Annotated in this window: 15 protein-coding genes and 2 pseudogenes; 10 read left to right on the forward strand and 7 right to left on the reverse strand. The window is 71.3% G+C overall.

Going from position 1 to position 22,314, the window contains the following annotated elements; all coding sequences use genetic code 11:
• Window positions 1-44 precede the first annotated feature (44 nt).
• Together ACX6XY_RS13785 and ACX6XY_RS13790 are read right to left on the reverse strand one after the other, a co-directional pair.
• Window positions 45-986, reverse strand: coding sequence for an NAD(P)-dependent oxidoreductase (locus tag ACX6XY_RS13785; protein WP_460329868.1), 942 nt, complete (start codon window positions 984-986; stop codon window positions 45-47).
• Window positions 979-1,887, reverse strand: a pseudogene (locus ACX6XY_RS13790) (NAD(P)-dependent oxidoreductase); the annotation flags it as partial. The pseudogene ACX6XY_RS13790 and the gene ACX6XY_RS13785, both read right to left, overlap by 8 nt.
• 140 nt (window positions 1,888-2,027) lie before the next feature.
• Here ACX6XY_RS13790 and ACX6XY_RS13795 point away from each other — a divergent pair.
• Window positions 2,028-5,142: pseudogene (locus ACX6XY_RS13795) on the forward strand (BTAD domain-containing putative transcriptional regulator).
• Between the two features lie 137 nt (window positions 5,143-5,279).
• On the opposite strand, the gene ACX6XY_RS13800 reads toward ACX6XY_RS13795, so the two are convergent.
• The 3 genes from ACX6XY_RS13800 to ACX6XY_RS13810 all read right to left on the reverse strand — a co-directional run bounded on the left by ACX6XY_RS13800 (window position 5,280) and on the right by ACX6XY_RS13810 (window position 6,724).
• Window positions 5,280-5,495: a hypothetical protein gene (locus ACX6XY_RS13800; protein WP_460329870.1), complete on the reverse strand. Its 216-nt coding sequence runs from the start codon at window positions 5,493-5,495 to the stop codon at window positions 5,280-5,282.
• Window positions 5,492-6,070 carry a hypothetical protein gene (locus tag ACX6XY_RS13805; protein ID WP_460329872.1) on the reverse strand — a complete coding sequence of 193 codons (579 nt, stop codon included), beginning with the start codon at window positions 6,068-6,070 and terminating at the stop codon, window positions 5,492-5,494. The genes ACX6XY_RS13800 and ACX6XY_RS13805 overlap by 4 nt, the downstream gene beginning before the upstream one ends.
• A gap of 75 nt (window positions 6,071-6,145) precedes the next feature.
• A complete protein-coding gene (locus ACX6XY_RS13810) occupies window positions 6,146-6,724 on the reverse strand; it encodes a hypothetical protein (RefSeq protein WP_460329874.1) in 579 nt (192 codons plus the stop codon).
• 181 nt (window positions 6,725-6,905) lie between these two features.
• On the opposite strand from ACX6XY_RS13810, the gene ACX6XY_RS13815 reads away from it, so the two are divergent.
• Both ACX6XY_RS13815 and ACX6XY_RS13820 read left to right on the forward strand, forming a co-directional pair.
• The gene (locus tag ACX6XY_RS13815) at window positions 6,906-7,349 is read left to right on the forward strand and encodes a winged helix-turn-helix transcriptional regulator (protein ID WP_460329876.1); all 444 of its coding nucleotides are present in this window, start codon (window positions 6,906-6,908) and stop codon (window positions 7,347-7,349) included.
• A 177-nt stretch (window positions 7,350-7,526) separates the two neighbouring features.
• Complete coding sequence (locus ACX6XY_RS13820) at window positions 7,527-8,525, forward strand: DUF1702 family protein (protein ID WP_460329878.1); 999 nt, start codon at window positions 7,527-7,529, stop codon at window positions 8,523-8,525.
• Here the strand turns inward: ACX6XY_RS13820 and ACX6XY_RS13825 are convergent.
• Window positions 8,522-8,968, reverse strand: a complete 447-nt coding sequence (locus ACX6XY_RS13825) for a zinc ribbon domain-containing protein (RefSeq protein ID WP_460329880.1) — start codon at window positions 8,966-8,968, stop codon at window positions 8,522-8,524. The genes ACX6XY_RS13820 and ACX6XY_RS13825 overlap by 4 nt on opposite strands.
• Window positions 8,969-9,084: 116 nt before the next feature.
• Here ACX6XY_RS13825 and ACX6XY_RS13830 point away from each other — a divergent pair, with 116 nt between their 5' ends.
• Genes ACX6XY_RS13830 through ACX6XY_RS13860 form a run of 7 tightly spaced genes read left to right on the forward strand, consistent with a single transcriptional unit; the run spans window position 9,085 to window position 21,396 of the window.
• Window positions 9,085-10,092 (forward strand): DUF1702 family protein, encoded by a 1,008-nt coding sequence (locus ACX6XY_RS13830; RefSeq protein WP_460329882.1) that lies wholly within the window; start codon window positions 9,085-9,087, stop codon window positions 10,090-10,092.
• Window positions 10,089-12,017 carry a CRTAC1 family protein gene (locus ACX6XY_RS13835; RefSeq protein ID WP_460329884.1) on the forward strand — a complete coding sequence of 643 codons (1,929 nt, stop codon included), beginning with the start codon at window positions 10,089-10,091 and terminating at the stop codon, window positions 12,015-12,017. Before ACX6XY_RS13830 ends, ACX6XY_RS13835 begins: the two co-directional genes overlap by 4 nt.
• Before the next feature lie 2 nt (window positions 12,018-12,019).
• Complete coding sequence (locus ACX6XY_RS13840) at window positions 12,020-13,153, forward strand: enediyne biosynthesis protein (protein WP_460329886.1); 1,134 nt, start codon at window positions 12,020-12,022, stop codon at window positions 13,151-13,153.
• Window positions 13,150-18,981: a type I polyketide synthase gene (locus tag ACX6XY_RS13845; protein WP_460329888.1), complete on the forward strand. Its 5,832-nt coding sequence runs from the start codon at window positions 13,150-13,152 to the stop codon at window positions 18,979-18,981. Before ACX6XY_RS13840 ends, ACX6XY_RS13845 begins: the two co-directional genes overlap by 4 nt.
• A gap of 2 nt (window positions 18,982-18,983) precedes the next feature.
• Complete coding sequence (locus tag ACX6XY_RS13850; protein ID WP_460329890.1) at window positions 18,984-19,505, forward strand: acyl-CoA thioesterase; 522 nt, start codon at window positions 18,984-18,986, stop codon at window positions 19,503-19,505.
• Complete coding sequence (locus ACX6XY_RS13855; RefSeq protein WP_460329892.1) at window positions 19,502-20,050, forward strand: flavin reductase family protein; 549 nt, start codon at window positions 19,502-19,504, stop codon at window positions 20,048-20,050. The genes ACX6XY_RS13850 and ACX6XY_RS13855 overlap by 4 nt, the downstream gene beginning before the upstream one ends.
• Window positions 20,047-21,396 (forward strand): cytochrome P450, encoded by a 1,350-nt coding sequence (locus ACX6XY_RS13860; protein ID WP_460329894.1) that lies wholly within the window; start codon window positions 20,047-20,049, stop codon window positions 21,394-21,396. Before ACX6XY_RS13855 ends, ACX6XY_RS13860 begins: the two co-directional genes overlap by 4 nt.
• 63 nt (window positions 21,397-21,459) lie before the next feature.
• Here the strand turns inward: ACX6XY_RS13860 and ACX6XY_RS13865 are convergent, their stop codons facing one another.
• On the reverse strand, window positions 21,460-22,284 hold the full coding sequence (locus tag ACX6XY_RS13865; RefSeq protein ID WP_460329896.1) for a helix-turn-helix domain-containing protein: 825 nt from the start codon (window positions 22,282-22,284) through the stop codon (window positions 21,460-21,462).
• Window positions 22,285-22,314 lie beyond the last annotated feature (30 nt).

Below are 22,314 nucleotides of genomic sequence, written 5' to 3' on the forward strand. Positions count from 1 at the left end.
ACGACCCGGCAGCAATAGGGGGAACCGCCCCGCACCATACGAGGCTAGAGCGGACCTGTGTCAGGGCGGAGTCGCCTCTCGTCAGCGCTCCGCGTTCCTTGTTTCGCAGTGCCTCGCGCTTTCAGCAGCTCGAACACGCTGGAGAAGCTGTCCTGCCCGTGGCCGTCGGCCGACCGCCTGTCGAGCAGGGCCTTCAGCGGCTCATGGACGTCGGTGGCGATGCCGCTGGCTCTGCTGAGCTGGATGAGACTGTCGACCCCGGCCCGGTTGAGGTCGACTGTGGAGACCCCGCCCGCATACGCCGATTTTCCTGCCTGGTGCGCCAGTTCAGGCAGGAACTCGGCCATCCCGTGCAGCCATCGGGCCGCCAGCGGGGCGAACACTTCAGGGGTGGTACCGACCGGGTCGAGCAGTGCCGCGGCGTGCAGAAACCCGGTGAGGGCCGCGTATCCCGTACCCAGCAGGGCTAGGTCGTGGACCTCCGCGGAGCCGGGGTCGGTGCCGAAGTAGTGTGCCGGCGCCATCACTTCCAGCTCGCGCCGGTACGTGGTGAACGCACGCGGGGAACCGCTGTAGAGGAAGAAGCCCTCGGGGGTGGCGACGGTCTCGGGGAGGGCCATCATGGCGCCGTCGAGGTAGTCGGCGCCGTGCTCGGCGGCCCAGGCGGCCAGTTCACGGGCGTGGTCGGGGGTGCTGTTGGCCAGGTTGACCAGGGTGCGGCCCTGCAAGTCGGAGGCGGTGGGACCGAGGGCCTGTCGGACCGCGGCATGGTCGAGGAGCGGGGCGATCACCAGTGAGCCGGCCGCGACCGCCTCGGCGGCGGTGGTCGCGCGGATCGCGCCTTGTGCGACGAGTGCGTCGGCTTTGGCCGCGGTGCGGTTCCATACGGTGATCGAGTAGCCGGCGTCGAGGAACGCGGAGGCGATCGGGGTGCCCATGCGGCCGAGGCCCAGGACCGTGACGTGGGGCTTCGTCTGTTCAGGCATTCCGCTCGCCCTTCGTGATCGTCTCGATGACGCTGGCGATGCCGCTGGAGCCGTGTCCGGTGGCCGCCGCCCGATCCAGCAGGCTCCCGATCAGTTCCGGCACGTCGGTGCCGAGGCCGCGGGCCCGGCTGGTGTCTAGGAGGTGCTCCATCGCTGCGGCGTGCACCTCCACGGTGCCGTCGTCGTCTGGGAAGTTGCCGTTCTCGATCTGGCGGGAGTGGTCGGCCATCAGCGAGGTGACGAACGGCATGTGTTCCGTCGCCACCGCCGCGAAGGCTGCCGGGCCGACGCCTGCCGAGCCCACCAGGGCGACAGCGTGGTAGAAGCCCGCCAGCGCACCCCAGGCCATGCCGAACAGCGCGGTGTCGTACACCGGGGCCAGTGCCGGATCGGCGCCGAGGTGGACAGAGTTGCCCAGACTCGCCAGCACCGTCCGGTGGGAGGCGAAAGCCTCCGGGGAACCGCTGAAGACGAACAGCGCCTCGGGCCGCCCGACAAGACGTGTACCGCTCATGGCCGCGCCGTCGAGGTAGTCGGCGCCGTGCCCGGCCGCCCAGGCGGCCATCCCGGCGGCATCCTCCGGAGTGCCGGAGGTCAGGTTCACCAGGACCCGGCCGCGCAGGCGCGGCGCCACCGGCCCAAGCAGATCGCTCACGGTTGCGTAGGCCGGCAGGCAGACCACGACCAGGGGACTCGCGGCGACCGCCTCTTCGACGACCGCCGCACGGACGGCGCCCTGGGCGACGAGTGCGTCGGCCTTCGCGGCGGAGCGGTTCCATACGGTCGTGGTGTAGCCGGCGGTGAGGAATGCTTGGGCGAGCCGGGTACCCATCTGTCCCAGGCCGATCACCGACACCATGGACTGCTCGTGGTTCTCGTTCTCCGACATGAAGTGACTCCTGGTTCTCTGCTTCTTCCGCTGACCGCACCGGACGGTTCGTTCGGTGTGTCCTCACTGTGCCGACCAGCGCTGGCGGAACCCTGTCGGTGCGCTGTCGGTCCCCGGACGGCGGCTGTCGGCCGGCCGGATACCGTGCAGCCATGTACTTCTCGGTGCTCGGCCCGCTGACTACCCGGACGACGGCCGGCCATGCGGTCGACGTCCCGGAGGCGAAGGTGCGCGCCTTGCTGGCCGCTCTGCTCGTCCACGCGGGACAGCCGGTCTCGGCCGACCGGCTTATAGACGATCTTTGGGGCGAGCGGACGCCGGAAAATCCTGCCGGTGCCCTGCAGACGAAAGTCTCACGACTGCGCCGCGCCCTGGCGCAGGCCGAACCCGGGGCCGAGACGCTGGTGGAGTCGAGACCTCCGGGATATCTGCTGCGTATCGGCCCCGGAGATGTGGACTCCCACCGGTTCACCGACCTGACCGCCACCGCGTACAGCACCGAGGACCCACGCACCAGGGCGGATCTGCTGACTGAAGCGTTGGAGCTGTGGACGGGGGAAGCCTTCGCCGGCCTGGGCGACCTGGAGTTCCTGGGCACCGCGGTCGAACGCCTTGAGGAGCAGCGCCTCACCGCCCTGGAAGCGCTCGCCGAGACCCGCCTTGAACTGGGCCAACATCACACGCTCATCGGAGAGTTGGGTGAGCTGGCGGTCCGTCACCCACTGCGGGAGCGGCTGCGCGCGGTCCAACTGCGCGCGCTGTACCGGGCCGGACGGCAGTCCGAAGCGCTGTACGTGTACGACGAGCTGCGCAAGCAGCTGGCCGACGAACTAGGAGTGGACCCGGGGCCGGAACTGACCGCCCTGCACCAGGCGATCCTCGCACACGACACGGCCCTCGACGCGCCCCCCGCCTCCCCGAAGAGAAGGTACGGCGACCTGGCGGCTCCGCTCACCGATCTCGTCGGCAGGAAGGAAGCGGTGTCCGCGCTGGGTGAACTGCTCGCCGCCCACCGGCTGGTGACGCTGACCGGCCCCGGCGGGGTGGGCAAGACCCGCCTGGCGGAGGAGGCAGCCGGCCGTGCGGCCGAGGGCTATCCCGACGGCGTACGGATGGTCGGGCTCGCCGGATCCACCGAAGTGGCCGAACAGCTCAGCGCCGCCCTGGGCATACGGGAAGAGGGAGCGATAGGCCTGGAGGACGCACTGCGTTCGAGGCGACTCCTCCTGCTCCTCGACAACTGCGAGCACGTCATCGACTCGGCGGCCGACGTCGTACGCCGGGTCCTGGCCGCCGCACCCGGACTGAGCATCCTGGCCACCAGCAGGGAACCTCTCGGCCTGGCCGCAGAGGTGGTGTGGGGACCGTACCACCGCTGCCGCAGGCCGACGCCGAGGAACTGTTTGCCGCGCGAGCAGCGGCCGCCGCACACGGATTTGCCGTCACGGAAGACAACGCGGAGGCCATCGCGACGATCTGCCGCCGCCTCGACCGCATACCCCTGGCCCTGGAACTGGCCGCCACTCGGGTCCGCGCGCTGGGAGTACATGAACTCTGCGCCCGCCTCGACGACAGGTTTCGCCTCCTCGCCGGCGGCCGGCGCGACGTGCCACCGCGCCAACGCACCCTCCGAGCGGTGATCGACTGGAGCTGGGAGCTGCTCAGCGACGACGAACGAAAGCTCCTGCGCCGTCTGGCCGTATTCGCCGACGGCTGCACCCTCGAAGCGGCCGAAGCGGTGTGCGGCAGCAATGGCCAGGACGTCCTCGACCCCCTGATCCGCCTGATGGACCGCTCACTCGTCACCGCGACCGACGGCCGTCGTTACCGGCTGCCGGAATCGATCGCGGCCTACGCCCATGAACGCCTGACGGAGACAGGCGAGTCCGGCGCGCTCGAACAGCGCCACCAGGCCTACTACACCGAGCTCACCGAACAGGCGGCAGCCCGACTCCACGGGCCCGAGCAGCAGAGCCGGCTGACCCGCCTCGACCACGAAAGCGCCAACCTGCGTACGGCCCTGGAACGCGCCGTGCGGCGGAAGGATGCCACCGGGGCCCTGCGCATGGCGCTCGCCTCGACCTGGTACTGGTTCCTGCGCGGTCGGCTGAGCGAGGCCCGACGATCGCTCGGGGAAGTCCTGCACATCAGCGGTCACGCAGACACGGCCCTCCGGTCCCGAGCTGCCGTCTGGTACGCCGGATTCACCCTGCTGGCCGGGGAGGGACAGAACAACACGGTCCATCCGCCCGACGTGACAGTCGGCAGCCAAGCGGGTGGCGCACGTGCCACATGGTTCCTCGGCTACGCCGCGCTCAACGCGGGTGACGATCTGGCCCGCAGCGAGACTCTGGTGGACCGCGCCCTGGCCGACTTCCGCACAGCGGACGACCGTTGGGGCATCGCCGCTGCACAGAGCATCCGGGCCACCCAGGCCCTGCTGCGCGGCGACCTCGCCGCACTGCGCCACAGCGCCGAGGACGGCCACGCGCTCTTCACGGAACTCGGCGATCGCTGGGGACAGTTGCAGACCACTTATCCACTGGCAGCACTGGCCGCGATCACCGGCGACTACACGCGCGCCGCACAACTACACCAGGACGGTCTCCACCTGGCCGAGGAACTGGGCTTCTGGACAGACGCCGCCGACCGGCTCACCGGGCTGGGCAGGGTCGCCCTTCTGACCGGTGACTTCCCTCAGGCCACCGAGCTCCACCGCAAGGCGATGAACCTGGCTGCCGAACACGGCTACGCGGCGGGCGAGATCCACGCCGAAATCGGCATCGCCCTCACGGCCCGACGCGAGGGCGACTTCGACCGCGCCGAGAAACACCTCCGCAGAACCCTCTCATGGCACCGTGAAGTCGACTTCGGCCCCGGCCCCGCACTCCTCCTCGCCGAACTCGGCTTCCTCGCCGAACAACGCGGTGACGCGTCTGCGGCCCTGTCCCTGCACCACCAGGGCCTCTCCGTCGCCCGTGACAGCGGCGACCCCCGGGCGCTGGCTCTCGCCCACGAGGGCCTCGCCGGGGCGTACGCCCTCGCGGACCAACCCGTGCAGGCCGCCCGCCTCCTGGGCACAGCTACCCGGGCCCGGGAGTCCTCCGGCGCCGCACTCCCGGAGGCCGAACGCGGCGACGTCGAACGCATCACCACCAAGGCCCTCGCAGCGCTGGGCAGAGAGAAGTTCGCCGCAGAGTTCTCTGCCGGCATCGATGACGCTCCCAACCCGCCGCCCTGACCGGGGCGACGAGTAGAGAGGGCTAGAGGGCTAGAGGGCTGAGGAGAACCTCGGCCGCGCGGCGGGGTGCCGGGCGGGTGCGGCCCCGGTCTCCGTACGGGCGGGACATGCCGCTCGACGGCGGCGGCTTCTTGCCCTTCGCGAGTCTGCCCGAGACGACCGTCTAGACAGTGCGGATGACAGGGACGGGTTTGGTTTTCTGGGTGCCGATGAGGGTGCGGATGCCGTTCGGGTCCGAGGTCCAGATGATCGCGCCGACGGACGGGACGTGGATGTCCCGGCCGTCTTCCAGGGCCAGGCTGTGGCGGGCCCACATGCGTCGGTCGTCGTTGTCGATGGCGATGAGTACCCCGGCGTCGTACAGGTAGGGGATGTTCACGCGGCCGAGGCTCCCGAGCTCCTGAGGTACTCGGCGTCGGCGGCGGCCAGATCCGCGCGGGCGGCGGCGAGCTCTTCCGGGGTGAAGGCACCGTGCTGGGTCGGTGCGCCGCGAGGCCGTGGCGACGCGGGGGCGCGACGGCGGGGCGGCCGACCGGGGGCGCGTCCGGTCGGCTGGCGTGGCGGCATCAGGTGGCGGAGGGCGAGCCAGGCGATGAGGCCGTATCCGGCGAGGAGCAGCAGGGGTGTGAAGATCCAGCGTACGGAGCCGCCGGGGCCGTAGACGCGGCCTGCCAGGCCGACGTCCACCGCGGGGGTCTCGTCGCCCTTGTCGAGGGCTTCGCGGTCGCTGCCGTACAGGGTGGTCGCCGTGCGCCGGACCGTGCCGTCGTCGGACTCGAAGGCGCCGCTCCACTCACAGACCTCGTGTCCGGGGTGGTGGCTGACACAGGTGAGCTGGCGCGCGGTGAACACCCCTGGTACGGCGTCGAAGAGGGCGGCCCGCGCCGCGTTGCCCACGTTCGGCAGGGCCACGTACAGCAGGAGGCAGGCCAGGGCGAGCAGCAGGCTTCCCACGAAGCCTGAGGGCCTGCGGGGCCTGCGGGGCCGGCGGGCTCGCGGCGTCGCGGGCATGAGGCTCACCCCCGGCGCTCAGTCGTCGGCGTGCTCGGCGCAGGCGCAGCGCACGGCCGGGTCGTCGGCCTTGGTGATCCGCGCGTGCAGGACCATGGCCACCACCATCGGCACGGTGACCAGGGTGTTGTAGAACAGGTGCAACTCCACGCGTGGCATGACCAGTTCGATCAGGCTCGTCGGCTTGTCCTCGCCCGGCAGGTAGGTGTCCGTGAGCGCCTGGATGAGGAGCAGGAAGTGTTCCAGGTGGTGCCACATCTGGATGCCGTAGGCGATGTTCCACCAGGTGCGGGACGTGCCCGTGAAGCCGGGCCGCAGCAGGGCGAATCCCAGCAGCATGATCAGGGCGTAGCCGTAGTGCATCCACTCCGATGTGACCAGCCAGGGGAAGGGGACGCCGAGCACGCCGCGCGCCTCGGGCAGCGGCCAGCCCAGGAGGTAGAGCTGCGCCGCCTGGGTGAGGTGCTCCGCCCAGTGGGCGAGGACGATCACCAGGAAGATCCTGAGCGCGTTCCTGTGCAGGGCGCTGTTCAGGGCGTCGACTCTGCCGCCGAGTCCTCGTCGGCGCTGGCGTTCCGGTTCCGCGCTGACCGCCATGGATATCCTCCCGATGGATGCCAGGGGCAGGCAGTCATTCCAGCGGTTCTCCGGCGTGCGGGCATCTCCTGAATTGCTTTTCCGGGACTTTCTGAGGGATTCCTGGTGTGACATCCCGAAGTCGTCGTGAGGGGTGCCCTGTTGGTTGTTTCACGCAACTCGAATTCGCTACGGTGAGGGCATGCTGCCAAACACATACGAGGGGCAGGATTGCAATCTCGCCCGGTCCCTGGAACTGATAGGCGAGCGCTGGACGCTCCTGATCGTGCGTAACGCGCTGCTCGGCGTGCGGCGCTTCGACGGCTTCCTGGGCAATCTGGGCATCGCCCGGAACGTCCTCACCAACCGCCTCGGCCGCCTCACCGACATGGGGATCATGGAGAAGGTCCCGTACCAGGACAGGCCGGTGCGCTACGAGTACCGCCTCACGCCCATGGGCCGGGACCTGACCCGCGCTGTCATCGCCCTGATGCAGTGGGGCGACCGCAATCTGCCGTCCGAGCAGGGGCCGCCGCGCCGCGCCGAGCACATCGGCTGCGAGGGCCATGTCCATGTGCACCTGGGCTGCGACAAGTGCGAACGGCCCATCCACGACGAGGAAGTGGCGGTACGCCGCATCCGCTGACCGGCGGCGTCCGGCCGCGGCGTCCGGTCCGCGTTCGACCGGCTCGACCCGCCGCGTTCAACGTCCGCCGCCCCGGCCAGCTGCGCATCGCGGAAGATGCCCGCCGCTTTCGCGCCGCCCGACGATGAGCCTCCGTACCCCCCACCACCACCACGGTGTTCGGCCAAGGAGGCGATTGTGGCGACGGCGATGGGCGCGCTGCGCAGACTGGTCATGGCTCCCTCTCTGAAGTCGGTCAGCTTCGCCGCGCGCGGCTTCCCGGTCAGCGAGACGGAGGCCACCCGGCAACTGGAGGCCATCCCGCAGGCGGTCGTCTGCGGCTTCGAGTGGGGCATCGACACGTCCGGACTGTGGGAACTCGAACGCAGACTGTCGATGGTCGACGCCGAGCTGCGGGGCTTCGCCTACGAGGGCGCCACCATGGCCTGCACCGTCCGCGACGTGATGGGGCCGCGCACCGGCACCCGTACCGCCGAGCTGCTGACCGGACACGGCAGCAGGCATATCTTCCTCAACTACATCGGCATCGGCTTCGCCATGGCCCGGCTGCCCCGCCCGCTGTGGAAGAAGGTCATCCCGCGTATCGAAGGCGACGCGCACTACCCGCAGATGAGCTGGCTCGCCGTGGACGGCTACGGCTTCGACCGCGCCTACTTCGACACCGGACGCTGGGTCGACGGCCAGTACAGGGACCGCCGCTACGCCTGGGAGGGCGACGCGGACTATTTCCCGCGCGCGCTCGACCAGGGCGTCGGCCGCGCCCTGTGGTTCATCCACGGCGCGCGCGTCGACCACGTCGACGCGGCGGTGCGCGCCTTCGCCGCCGACCGGCACGCCGACCTGTGGGCCGGGGTCGGCCTCGCCGCCGCCTTCGCGGGCTGTAGCACCGCCGCCGACCTCGGCGCGCTCAGGCTGGCCGCCGGGGAGCTGCGCGGCCACCTCGCCCAGGGCGCGGTGTTCGCGGCCAAGGCCCGCCACCACTCGGGCACGATCCCCGAGCACACCCGCACCGCGGCCGAGGCACTCGCCGGGCTGACCGTCGAGTCCGCGGCCGCCCTCGCCGACGACTTCTCCGCGCCCGCCGCGCCCGCCGCGTCCTCCAGCACCGGGCCCACCTATGAGCTCTGGCGCCGCCACGTACGTGAACATCTGCTCGTCAACTACCCAACGCTCTAAAGTGCTGGGCTTGCGCAACGGGCACCACTGGCGGTGGTGCTGCGTTCGCATCCAGCCCCGCCCCGCTTGCGCGGCGGTGGGGCTGGGGCCGTTGACAGGGCCCCGCGTCGCCACAACTCCCACGCTCTGGCGCGGATGTTGCGAGAGCTGTTGCGGTCTGCGTGATCAACGAATCCGCAGGACCGGCACGCGAACCAGGCCTGCGAGACCCGGTTCGCCTTGTCGATGTGCCCGCACTCGGCGCAGGTGTCGACGCCGAGAAAGTCATGTGGATCGGTGTTCGGCGCGCCCTCGGGAACCTCGCAGGTCGCCAGCAGGAACCACATGCCGTCCCGCACCAGCAGATCCGACTCTCCCCCCCGGCTCCCCCGGAGACGACACCCGGCCGCTCCGCGACCACGCACCCAGCAGCGATACCACCTTGAACACCGGCTCCTGAGCATTTCGGAAGTAGACGCTGACGCCCACACTTTGGCACCTTCCAAGTGTTCCCAGTGGTATGCGAAAACCGAAGTCCAGGAATTGCAGGTATTTCCGACGAGGGGTTAGCCACGTGTCCATGTTGCGTGCACTGAGGCGTCGAATCCTCACACCGAACGTCCGCGAAACACAGCTGGCGCGGCGCGGCTTCCACGTGAAGAACGAAGAGGCGAAAAACCAGCTGGAAACCGTGGGCGTGTCCTTTCTCCAGGGATACGCCTATGCGGTCGAGGCACGCTCGGCGGCCGAGGCCGAGGAGTGGCTGGAGACCCTTCCCACGGCCTACCGCGGCTTCGCCTACGAAGGCGCCGGGATGGGCGCGGTCATGCTCGACACCCTCACCGGCAGCCAGAAGCGGCTCACCGGCCTGCTGTCCGGCGAGGGCCGCCACCACGAGTACATGATCCTGGTCGGCGTGGGCTGGGCGATGGCCCGCCTGCCGCGCTTCCTGTGGCCGGACGTCAGCGCGTACGACCCGCTGCTGCGCTGGCTGATCCTGGACGGCTACGGCTTCCACCAGGCCTACTTCCGCACCGACGCCTATGTGCGCGACCCCGCGCGCGAGCACCCCTTCACCTGGGACGCGGGCTACGACCACTACAGCCCGCGCGCCGTCGACCAGGGCATCGGCCGCGCCCTGTGGTTCGTCGGCGGCACCGACCCGGACGTCGTCGCGGACCTCATCGCCGCCTACCCCGACCACCGGCACCCCGACCTGTACGCCGGTGCGGGCCTGGCCTGCACCTACGCGGGCGCCGCCGACGAGAGCGAACTGCGGCGCTTCGCCGAGCACGCCGGAGCGCACTTCCCGCAGCTGGCCCAGGGCTCCGCGTTCGCCTGCGAGGCCCGGCAGATGGCCGGGCTGACCGTCGAGCACACCCATGTCGCCGCGCGCGTGCTGTGCGGCGGCCGCACCCCCGAGGAGGCGGCGCGGGTGTGCACCGAGCTGGTCCCCGCCATCCGCGAGCGCGGAGACCAGGGCGACGTTCCGGCGTTCGAGACCTGGCGACAGCGGATCGCCGCCGGTATTTCCGCCACCCCATACGTCCCGTACAGCCAGAACGCCGAGAAAGGTGCCGTGGCATGACGCACCCCCTTGCCTGGCTTCGCAAGCAGGCTCCCGGAGTTGTCGCACTCGCGCTGATGGTGACCACCTTCTACGTGGTCAAGCCCGCCGACTCGTCCGCCGCCGACAACGCGGAACTCGCGACGAGTTACGGCTTCGAGCCGATGTCGATCTCGATGCCCGAGGGATACCGCCAGCAGACCGTCCGCGAGGTGAACAAGGCCTACAAGCACATCGAGGCCTGGATCTCGTCGGTCGGCGCCGGTATCGCCATGAACGACGTCGACGGCGACGGCCTGCCCAACGACCTGTGCGTCACCGACCCGCGCATCGACCAGGTCTATGTGACCCCGGCCCCGGTGGCGAACCGGCCCAGCGAGTCCTACAAGCCGTTCGTCCTCGACCCGGCGCCGCTGCCCAAGAGCGAGACCTCGGCGCCGATCGGCTGTATGCCCGGCGACTTCAACGAGGACGGCGCGCTCGACCTGCTCGTCTACTACTGGGGCCGCACCCCCGTCATCTTCCAGGCCGAGAAGGAGCAGCGAGACCAGCCGTTGACCGCCGACCGCTTCACGCCCGTCGAGTTGGTGCCGGGCCAGGGCGGCGACGTCTACTCCGGGCCGCTGTGGAACTCCAACGCCGCCGCCTTCGCGGACTTCGACGGAGACGGCCACAACGACCTCTACATCGGCAACTACTTCCCCGACAGCCCCGTCCTCGACTCCTCCAAGGACGGCGGCGTCGAGATGAACGACTCGCTGTCGCAGGCCCGCAACGGCGGCGGCGGCCACCTCTTCCGCTGGACCCCGAACGGGTTCGAGGAGCAGAAGAACGCGCTGCCCAAGAACCTGTCGAAGGGCTGGACCCTCGCGGTCTCCGCCAACGACCTGGACGGCGACCAGCGCCCCGAGCTGTACCTCGCGCACGACTTCGGCACCTCGGCGCTGCTCTACAACGAGTCCCGCCCCGGCACGTTCAAGTTCTCCGAGGTCAAGGCCAAGCACTCGCCGTTCGTCCCCAAGTCCAAGGAAATGGGCCGCAGTTCCTTCAAGGGCATGGGCGTGGACTTCGGCGACCTCGACAACGACGGGATGTACGACGCCTTCGTCTCCAACATCACCACGTCCTTCGGCATCCAGGAGTCCAACTTCGCCTTCATCAGCACCGCCGATGACAAGGCCGACCTGCGGGCCCGGTTCAAGAAGGGCGAGGCCCCCTACAAGGACCGCAGCGCCCCGCTGCGCGTCGCCTGGTCCGGCTGGGGCTGGGACGCCAAGATGGCCGACTTCAACAACAGCGGCACCCTGGAGATCGCCCAGGCCACCGGCTTCGTCAAGGGCAAGCGCAACCGCTGGCCGCAGTTGCAGGAACTCGCCACCGCCAACGATGAACTGATCAAGCACCCCTCCTTCTGGCCCAAGGTCGAAGAGGGCGACGACCTCGCGGGCGACCAGCGCCTGCGCCTGTTCGCCAAGGACGCCGACGACCGCGGCGACGCCTACAGCAACCTCGCGAAGAACCTCGGCCTCGACGTGCCCGTGCCCACCCGCGGCATCGCCACCGGCGACGCCGACGGCGACGGCCTGCTCGAACTGGCCGTGGCCCGGCAGTGGGACGCCCCCGTCTTCTACCGCAACACCGCCGAGGACCCCGGCGCCTACCTGGGGCTGAAGCTCTGCGACGAGAACGGGTCCGACGTGGTCGGCGCGCAGGTCACGGTGACCCTCTCCGACGGGAGCACCCGTATCGGACGCGTGGACGGCGGCGGCGGCCACTCCGGCAAGCGCAGCACCGACGTGCACATCGGCCTCGGCCACGACACCGACGGACCGGTGGCGGTCCGCCTGACCTGGCGGGACCGGTCCGGCCAGGTGCGCAATGAGGATCTTCAGCTGAGCCCCGGCTGGCACACGCTCCAGCTCGGCACCGAAGCCAAGGAGAAGTGACCGTGTCCACCACCCAGCAGCCCCCGGCGGGCTCGCCCGACAAGACCGCGGCCGCGCCGAAGGCGGCCGCACCGCCCCGGCACAACGCCAAGGTCATCACGGCCCTGCGCCGCTTCGCGATCTCGATCAGCGTCCTGAACATCGCCGGATACACCTTCCTCGGCTTTGAACAGCCCTGGCTGTGGCCCCTCATCGCCATCGCCACCGCGTACGTCGTGGAGATCGGCCTGGAGGCGATCGCGGCCCGGACGGAGAAGCGGGCGCCCCGCTACGCGGGCAACGGCCCGCGCGGCATGGTGGAGTTCCTCTACCCCGCGCACATCACCGGACTCGCGGTGAACATGCTCACCTACGTCAACGACCGCGTCTGGGTCATGATGTTCGGGGTGGTCGTCGCCGTCGGCACCAAGTGGGTGCTGCGCGCCCCGCTCAAGGGCCGGATGCGGCACTACATGAACCCGTCGAACTTCGGCATCGCGATCATCCTGCTGCTGTTCCCCTGGGCCAGCATCGCGCCGCCCTACCACTTCACCGAGCACCTGCACGGACCGGGCGACTGGGTGCTCCCGGCGATCATCATCGTCCTCGGCACGATGCTCAACGCCAAGCTGACCAACCGCATGTGGCTGATCGGCGCCTGGCTCGTCGGCTTCGCCCTCCAGGCCGTCATCCGGGGCCTGTTCCTGGACACCTCGATTCCCGCCGCGCTGGGCATGATGACCGGCGTCGCCTTCGTGCTCTTCACCAACTACATGGTCACCGACCCCGGCACCTCGCCCTCCAAGCGCTCCTCGCAGATCGCCTTCGGCGGCGGCGTCGCCGCCATGTACGGGCTGATCACCGGCCTGGGCATCGCGTACGGCATCTTCTTCGCCACCGCCCTGGTCTGCCTGATCCGCGGCGGCTACCTGTGGCTGCTGCACTACCTGGAGAAGCAGCGCGCGGCCGAGGCCAAGACGGCCACGGCGGCCCCGGTCACCCTGAGCGCCGTCACCGACAAGCCCGCGCCCCAGTCGCCCGCGCCCGTCAAGCCCGTCACCGCCTGTGAGGCCGGAGCCTGCGGCCACGGCAAGTGCGCCGCGGACCGGGCCGCCGCGCAGAAGAAGGCCAAGGAGAAGGTGGCGATGCCCGTATGAGCCGGATAGCCATCGTCGGGATGGCGTGCCGCTATCCCGACGCCGCCACCCCACGCGAACTGTGGGAGAACGCCGTGGCCGGACGCCGCGCGTTCCGGCGGCTGCCCGACGTCCGGATGCGCCTGGAGGACTACTGGGACCCGGACCCGGCGGCCCCCGACCGCTTCTACGCCCGCAACGCGGCCGTACTGGAGGGCTACGCGTTCGACCGCGTCGCCCACCGCATCGCGGGCAGCACCTACCGCTCCACCGACCTCACCCACTGGCTTGCGCTGGACACCGCGGGCCGGGCCCTGGCCGACGCCGGGTTCCCGGTGGCCGACGGGCTGCCGAAGGAACGTACCGGCGTCGTCGTCGGCAACACCCTCACCGGCGAGTTCTCCCGCGCCAACGTGATGCGGCTGCGCTGGCCCTACGTACGCAGGGTGCTCGCCGGGGCCCTCAAGACCCAGGACTGGGACGACGACCGCACCGCCGAGTTCCTCGCCGGAGTCGAGGAGGCGTACAAGCAGCCCTTCCCGCCCATCGACGAGGACACCCTCGCGGGCGGCCTGGCCAACACCATCGCCGGGCGGATCTGCAACCACTTCGACCTCAACGGCGGCGGCTACACCGTGGACGGCGCCTGCTCGTCCTCGCTCCTGTCGGTCACCACGGCCGCCACCTCGCTGCTCAACGGCGACCTCGACGTCGCCGTCGCCGGCGGCGTCGACCTGTCCATCGACCCGTTCGAGATCATCGGCTTCGCCAAGACCAGGGCGCTCGCCCAGCGCGAGATGCGGCTCTACGACCGCGGCTCCAACGGCTTCTGGCCGGGCGAGGGCTGCGGCATGGTCGTCCTGATGCGCGAGGAGGACGCCGTCGCCGCCGGGCACCGCGTCTACGCGAGCGTCGCGGGCTGGGGCGTGGCGTCCGACGGCCAGGGCGGCATCACCCGCCCCGAGGTCAGCGGCTACCAGCTCGCCCTCACCCGCGCCTACGACCGGGCCGGGTTCGGCATCGGCACCGTCCCGCTGTTCGAGGGCCACGGCACCGGCACCCAGGTCGGCGACGCCACCGAACTCCAGGCCATCATGGGCGCCCGCGCCGAGGCCGCTCCCGACGCGCCCACGGCCGCCATCAGCTCCATCAAGGGCATGATCGGCCACACCAAGGCCGCCGCCGGGGTCGCCGGACTCATCAAGGCCGCCATGGCCGTGGACGCCGGAATGCTGCCGCCCGCGATCGGCTGCGTCGACCCGCACGAACTGCTCACCGACGACCAGGCCACCCTGCGGGTGCTGCGCAAGGCCGAAGCCTGGCCCAAGAACGAGGCCCGCCGCGCTGGGATCACCGCCATGGGCTTCGGCGGCATCAACACCCACGTCGTCCTCGACAAACAGCTGCCGGGCAAGCGACGCACCCCGCTCAGCCGCCGCGCCACCACCCTGGCCAGCTCCCTCCAGGACAGCGAACTGCTCCTGCTGGACGGCGAGTCGCCCGCCGCGCTGCGCGAGCGGATCAGCCAGGTCGCCGACTACGCCGAGCAGCTGTCGTACGCGCAGATCTCCGACCTCGCCGCCGTACTCCAGCGCGAACTGCGGGACCTGCCGCACCGCGCGGCCGCCGTGGTGACCTCACCCCAGGACGCCGTGACGCGGCTGCGCCAGCTGACCGACGCCATCGACGCGGACGAAACCGCCCCGCTCACCGCCGGCTCGCTCACCGCCGACGGGCGCGTGTTCCTCGGCACCGCCGAGCGGGAGGCCAGGATCGGCTTCCTGTTCCCCGGCCAGGGCTCGGGACAGGGCACCGGAGGCGGCGCGCTGCGCCGCCGCTTCACCGAAGCCGCCGAGGTGTACGACCGCGCCGGGCTGCCCACGACCGGCGACATGGTCGCCACCGACGTGGCCCAGCCGCGGATCGTCACCGGCTCGACGGCGGGCCTCGCGGTCCTGCGGGACCTGGGCCTGGAGGCGGACGTCGCCGTCGGCCACAGCCTCGGCGAACTCTCCGCCCTGCACTGGGCGGGCGCGCTGGACGCCACGACCCTGCTGGAGGCCGCCCGCGAACGCGGCCGGGCCATGGCCGAGCACAGCGCATCCGGCACCATGGCGTCCCTCGCGGCAGGGCCCGAACGGGTCACCGCGCTCACCGACGGGCTGCCCGTCGTCATCGCCGGATACAACGGCCCCGAACAGACCGTGGTGGCCGGACCCGTCGACGACATCGAGACGGTGACGGCCAGGGCCGCGCGGGCGGGCGTCACCTGCACCCGGCTCGCGGTCTCGCACGCCTTCCACTCCCCGCTGGTCGCACCGGCGGCCGACTCCTTCGGCCAGTGGCTCGCCGACACGGACTTCCAGACCGTGGAGCGCCGGGTGCTGTCCACGGTCACCGGCGCCGAGCTACCGGACGACGCGGACCTGCCCAAGGTGCTGCGCCAGCAGATCACCGACCCGGTCCTGTTCACCCAGGCCGTCCAGGAAGCGGCCGCCGACGTCGACCTGTTCGTCGAGGTCGGCCCCGGCCGGGTGCTCACCGCACTCGCCGCCGCCTCCGCCGACGTACCGGCCGTCGCACTCAATTCCGATGATGAGTCGCTTCGGTCGCTGCTCGGTGTGGTAGGAGCCGCCTACGTCATCGGCGCACCGCTGATGCACGAGCGGCTGTTCCGCGACCGGCTGACCCGGCCGCTGGAGATCGGCGCCGAACTGAGCTTCCTGGCCAGCCCCTGCGAGTCGGCCCCGACCGTCGACCTGCCCGCCGCACGGCCGCGGACCGCCGACGCCGACGCCACCGCGGACCCGGACGCCGGGGGGCAGACCGCGGGCGACTCGGCGGACGGCTCGCCGCTCGACGTGCTGCGGGCCCTGGTCGCCGAGCGCGCCGAACTGCCGCCCGAGCTGGTCTCCGTCGACAGCAGCCTCCTGGACGACCTGCACATGAGCTCCATCACGGTCGGCCAGATCGTCAACCAGGCCGCGACCAAGCTCGGCCTGGGCGCCGCGCATGTACCGACCAACTTCGCCACCGCCACGGTCGCCCAGCTCGCCGAGGCCCTGGAGTCGCTGGCCGACACCGGCCAGCCGGGAGGCTCAGCGCCCGCCCTGGTCACCGGGGCCGCCGCCTGGGCGCGCGCCTTCTCCGTCGACCACGACGAACTGCCCGTCGGACCGGCCGCGGGAGGCCAGGACAACGGCGGCTGGGAGCTGTTCGCCGACGCCGCCCACCCGTTCGCACAGGACCTCAAGCAGGCCCTGGAGAGCGCGCGGGTCGGCTCCGGCGTGCTGGTCTGCCTCGCCGCCGACTGCCCGGCGGACCACATCGAGCGGGCCCTCAGCGGCGCCAAGGACGCCCTCTCCGGCGACCGCGACCGCCGCTTCGTCCTCGTCCAGTCCGGCCGCGGCGCGGCCGGACTCGCCAAGACCCTGCACCAGGAGGCACCCCACCTGAAGACGACCATCGTGCACACCCCGGCGTCCGCTGACGCCGTCGGCCGGGTCGTCGCCGAGGTCGCCGCGACCACCCGCTTCACCGAGACCCGCTACGACGCGGACGGCGTGCGCACCGTGCCGACCCTGCGGGCGCTGCCGGTGGCCGCCGCGCGCACCGAACGCGCCATCGGCGCCGACGACGTCCTGCTCGTCACCGGCGGCGGCAAGGGCATCACCGCCGAGTGCGCGCTCGCCGTCGCCCGCGACAGCGGCGCGCGCCTCGCCGTCATCGGCCGCTCCGACCCCGACCGGGACGCCGACCTCGCCGCGAACCTCACGCGCATGGCCGACAGCGGCGTCACGGTCGCCTACGCCAGCGCCGACGTCACCGACCCCGACCGGGTACGCTCGGCCGTCGCCGAACTCACCGACCGGCTCGGCCCGGTCACCGCGCTGCTGCACGGCGCGGGCCGCAACGAGCCAGCCGCGCTCACCGGCCTCGGCATGGACACCGTCCGCGCCACCTTCGCCCCGAAGGTCGACGGGCTGCGCACCGTACTCGACGCCGTCGGCGAGGACCGGCTGAAGCTGCTCGTCACCTTCGGGTCCATCATCGGCCGCGCCGGACTGCGCGGCGAGGCGCACTACGCCACCGCCAACGAGTGGCTGGCCGACCTCACCGAACGCGTCGCCCGCGACAACCCCGGCTGCCGTGCCCTGTGCATGGAGTGGTCGGTCTGGTCCGGCGTCGGCATGGGCGAGAAGCTCTCCGTCGTCGAGTCGCTGTCCCGCGAAGGCATCGTCCCCGTCACCCCCGACCAGGGCGTCGACATCCTGCTGCGCCTGGTCAACGACCCGGACGCGCCGGTGATCTCGGTCATCAGCGGCCGTACGGAAGGCATCGAGACCGTACGCCGCGACCTGCCGCCGCTGCCGCTGCTGCGCTTCACCGGCACCCCGCTGGTGCGCTACCACGGCGTCGAACTGGTCACCGAGGTCGAGCTGAACTCCGGCACCGACCCCTACCTGGCCGACCACCTCCTGGACGGCAACCTGCTGCTGCCCGCGGTGGTCGGCATGGAGGCGATGACCCAGGTCGCGTCCGCCGCCACCGGCTGGAGCGGCGTGCCCGTACTCGAAGGCGTCGAGTTCCTGCGACCCATCGTCGTACCGCCGGGCGGCACCACCCGCGTCCGGGTGGCCGCCGCCGTCACCGGCCCCGACACCGTGGACGTGGCCCTGCACGCCGAAGAGACCGGGTTCGTCGCCGAGCACTTCCGGGCCCGCCTCGTCTACGGCGAGACCGCCGTCCCCGACGGCCCGCCCGAGCAGGTCGACCCCGCCGTCCCGGCCGCCCCGCTGGATCCGGCGACCGACCTCTACGGCGGCGTCAACTTCCAGGGCGACCGCTTCCACCGGCTGCGCCGCTTCCACCGGGCCGCCGCCCGGCACGTGGACGCGGACGTGACGCTGAAGGCCCCCGACGGCTGGTTCGCGGGCTTCCTGCCCGGCACGCTGCTGCTCGCCGATCCGGGCATGCGCGACGCCCTGATGCACGGCAACCAGGTGTGCGTGCCCGACGCCACCCTGCTGCCGTCGGGCATCGAGCGGCTCTACCCGCTCGGCGCGGACGCCGCGGCCGGTGACGAGCTGCGCTACTGCGCCACCGAGCGCTCCCGCGACGGCGACACCTATGTGTACGACATCGTGGTACGCACCCCCGACGGCACCCCCGTCGAACGCTGGGACGGCCTCACCCTGCACGCCGTACGCAAGACCGACGGCGCGGGGCCGTGGGTGCCGCCGCTGCTCGGCTCCTACCTGGAGCGCGCCGTCGAGGAGGTGCTCGGCGCGCACGTCTCGGTGGCCGTCGAGCCCTACGAGGGCGAGAGCGCCGAGGAACGCCGGGCCAGCACCCTGGCCGCCGTACAGCGCGCCATCGGGCAGCCCGACCAGATCCGCTACCGCCCCGACGGGCGTCCCGAACTGGCGGGCGGCCGACCGATGTCGGCGGCCCACGGCCTGGGCGTCACGCTCGCGACCGTCGCGGACACCGCCGAGCGGACCGTGGCCTGCGACGTCGAGGCGGTCAACATCCGCGCCGAAGCCGACTGGGCGGGCCTGCTCGGCGAACACGCCCCGCTCGCCGCGCTCGTCGCGCAGGAGACCGGAGAGACGCCGGACACCGCCGCGACCCGCGTGTGGAGCGCCGTCGAATGCCTGAAGAAGGCCGGACTCACCACCGGGACGCCGCTCACCCTCGCCCCAGGGGGCAAGGCCAACTGGGTGGTCCTCACCGCCGGCGAGCTGCGGATCGCGACGTTCGTCACCGCGCTGCGCAGCGCACTGGAACCGGCCGTGTTCGCCGTACTCGCCGACGACGGTACGACGACCTCGGCGAGGCGGGAGTAACCATGGCGGACTACACGGACCGCGCGGAATGCGCGGGAAACGCGAACTCCGGCAACTCCACAGGCCACGCGGACTACTTCGAGTACCGGCACCAGGTGTCCTTCGCGGAGACCGACCTGACCGGCGCGGCCGACTACGTGGACTGCCTGAGCTGGCAGGAGCGTTGCCAGGAGCTGTTCCTCAGCCGCCTGGAACCCGGCGCGCTCGACGCCCCGCAGGGCGGGCTGAACCTGCTCACGCTCCAGGTCGAGTGCGAGCTTTTCGCCGAAGTCACCGCACTCGACGAGTTGTCCGTCCGGATGCGTGTGGACCACCTGGGCCACACCGAACTCAGCCTCACGTTCGACTACGTGAAGGTCACGGACGGCGAAGAGACGCTGGTGGCGCGGGGCGGACAGCGGCTCGCCTGTATGCGCGGTCCGGAGTCGTCCGCCGTACCGGCCCTGATCCCCGACGCGCTGGCGCGGGCGCTGGCGCCCTACACAGCGGCCGGACCCCGGCCGCTGGCAGGGAGGCAGACATGACCCTACTGATCGCCCCGGCGACACATACCGTCGACCTGGAGGACAAGAAGCAACTGCGCGCGGCGTTCGGGACGTTCCCCACCGGGGTCACCGTGGTGACCGTCGGCGGGGGCGCCCCGCGGGGCATGACCGCGAACTCGTTCACCTCGGTCTCACTCGAACCGCCGCTGATCCTCATCTGCGTCGGCAAGGACGCCATCATGCACAGCAGCCTCGACCAGTCGCCCACCTTCTCGGTGTCGGTGCTGGCCGCCGGACAGGAGTACGTGGCACGGCACTTCGCCGACCGCTCACGCCCCATGGGCGCGGAGCAGTTCGACGCCGTCGGCTGGCTGCCGGGACGCGCGGGCGACGCACCGCTGATCGCAGGCGCCGTCACCCACTTCGAGTGCGAGCGGTGGCAGTCGTACGACGGCGGCGACCACACCCTGTTCCTCGGCAAGGTGCTGGCCGCCGACTACCAGCCGAAGCGCGACTCCGTGCTGTTCCACAAGGGCACGTTCCGGCAGGCGCCGCCCGAACCGGCCAAGGGCACGGCGGCATGACGGCGCACCCGCCGGGACCCCCGGCCAGGGCCCTGCCCGGACTGCTCAGGAAACTGGCGACGGACCGGCTGGCGCTGATGCGGGACGCGGCCGCGCTGGGCGACGCGGTGCGGGTCTCCATGGGGCCGAAGAAGCTCTACGTCTTCAACCGCCCCGACTACGCCAAGCACATACTCGCCGACCACGCCGCCGACTACCACAAGGGCATCGGCCTGGCGGAGTCGCGGCGAGTGCTCGGCGACGGACTGCTGACCAGCGAGGGCGAACTGTGGCGGGCCCAACGCCGCGCCGTGCAGCCCGCGTTCAAACCCGGCCGGATCAACCGGCAGGCCGACGTGGTGGCCGAGGAGGCGGCCAAGCTGGTCGCCCTGCTGCGCCGCTGCGAAGGCGGCGGCCCGGTCGACGTCCTGCACGAGGTCACCGGACTCACCCTCGGCGTGCTCGGCCGCTCGCTGCTCGACAGCGACCTCGGCGCGTACGACTCGATCGCCCACTCCTTCGAGGTCGTACAGGACCACGCCATGTTCGAGATGGTCACCCAGGGCCTGGTGCCGAGCGCGCTGCCCACGCCGGGACAGCGGCGCTTCAGGCGGGCGCGCCGGGAGCTGCACGCCGTCGCCGACCGGCTGGTGTCCGACCGGGCCGCGCGCCTGGCCGACGGCGCGCCCGGCGACGACGACGCCCTGGCCCTGATGATCCTCCGGTCGCGCGAACTGCCGGACCCCCGGCTGGCCCGCCAGCGGCTGCGCGAGGAGCTGATCACCCTGCTGCTCGCCGGGCACGAGACGACGGCGAGCACCCTGGGCTGGGTGCTGCACCTGCTCGACCGGCACCCCGAGGCGCGGGCGCGGGTCCGCGCGGAGGCCGTGGCCGTACTGGGCGAGCGCACCCCCGGCCTGGCGGACCTGCACGGGCTGACCTACACCACGAGGGTGGTGCAGGAGGCCATGCGGCTCTACCCGCCGGTGTGGGTGCTGCCGCGGGTCGCGCAGGTCGACGACGAGGTCGGCGGCTACCACGTGGCGGCCGGGGCGGACGTCCTGGTCTGCCCCTACGTCCTGCACCGCAACCCCGCGCTGTGGGACGACCCCGAGCGGTTCGACCCCGACCGGTTCGAGCCCGACCGGGTCGCCGACCGGCCGCGGTACGCCTATATCCCCTTCGGCGCGGGGCCGCGGTTCTGCGTGGGCAGCAACCTCGGCATGATGGAGGCCGTCTTCGTGACCGCCCTGCTCACCCGCGACCTGGAGCTGCGCACGGTACCGGGCCATGACGCGGTCGCGGAGCCGATGCTGTCGCTGCGGATGCGCGGGGGGCTGCCCATGACGGTGGCCCCGGTGACCTGACGGCCTGACTGACCGGGCCGACCACGCTGCTCCGTGGTCGGCCCTCGCCGTGCGCCGGGCGCGTCACCGTGTGAACTGGTCCCTCTGGTTCCTCTGATACCTCTGGTTCCTCTGGTTCTTCGCCGTGGCGGCGTCCACGTCCAGGAGGGCCAGCAGTACGGGCGGGTCCAGCGCGTCCTGGGGGCGCAGCGAGATCTCGGCGGGCTTCAGGAGCGCGCCGGGGCGGACCGTGACCGGACCACAGCGGCCGACGGACAGGACATCGGCGGTGCCCCGGCCGAAAAGCCCGCCCTCATGCCCGTCCTCGTGCCCGTACGGAACGGAGTGCGCCAGGATGTGCCAGGTGCCGTTCGGGGCGTCGCGCAGTTCAAAGGGTCCGGGGCCGTCGAGCACCGTCCAGCGCACCGGCCTGCCCTGGCGCACACAGCTCGGGAACAGGCCGACGAAGACCCGGCCGGGCGCCGTCTCGGGCGGCAACACGATCCGGCCGCGCAGCGAGAGACTCTGGGCCACCGCGGTGGACCCGGTGGACCCCACGGGGAAGCGCTGGGTGACGCCGCCGCGTTCGCGATAGGCGCTAGGGGAGAGACCGACGCACGCCTTGAAGCGGGAACTGAAGGTGCCGACGCTGCTGTAGCCGACCTGGCTGCTGATATCGGCGACGCTGAACTCCGTCTCGATCAACAGCCTTTTCGCTTCCTGGATGCGCAACGCGGAAAGAAAACGCCCCGGAGACGTTCCCGTCGTCTCCCGGAAGAATCGAGTGAAGTGAAATTTGCTGAACATGGCGGTGCGGGCCATGTCGTCGATCGTCAGATCCTGCCCGAGGTTGACGTGCATATAACGGATGACTCGGCGGACAGCATGCTCGATCGTGTTCGTGGTCACCGTATCTCCCTATCTCCCTGGGACGGCGGG

The organism is Streptomyces sp. O3, from assembly GCF_054788135.1.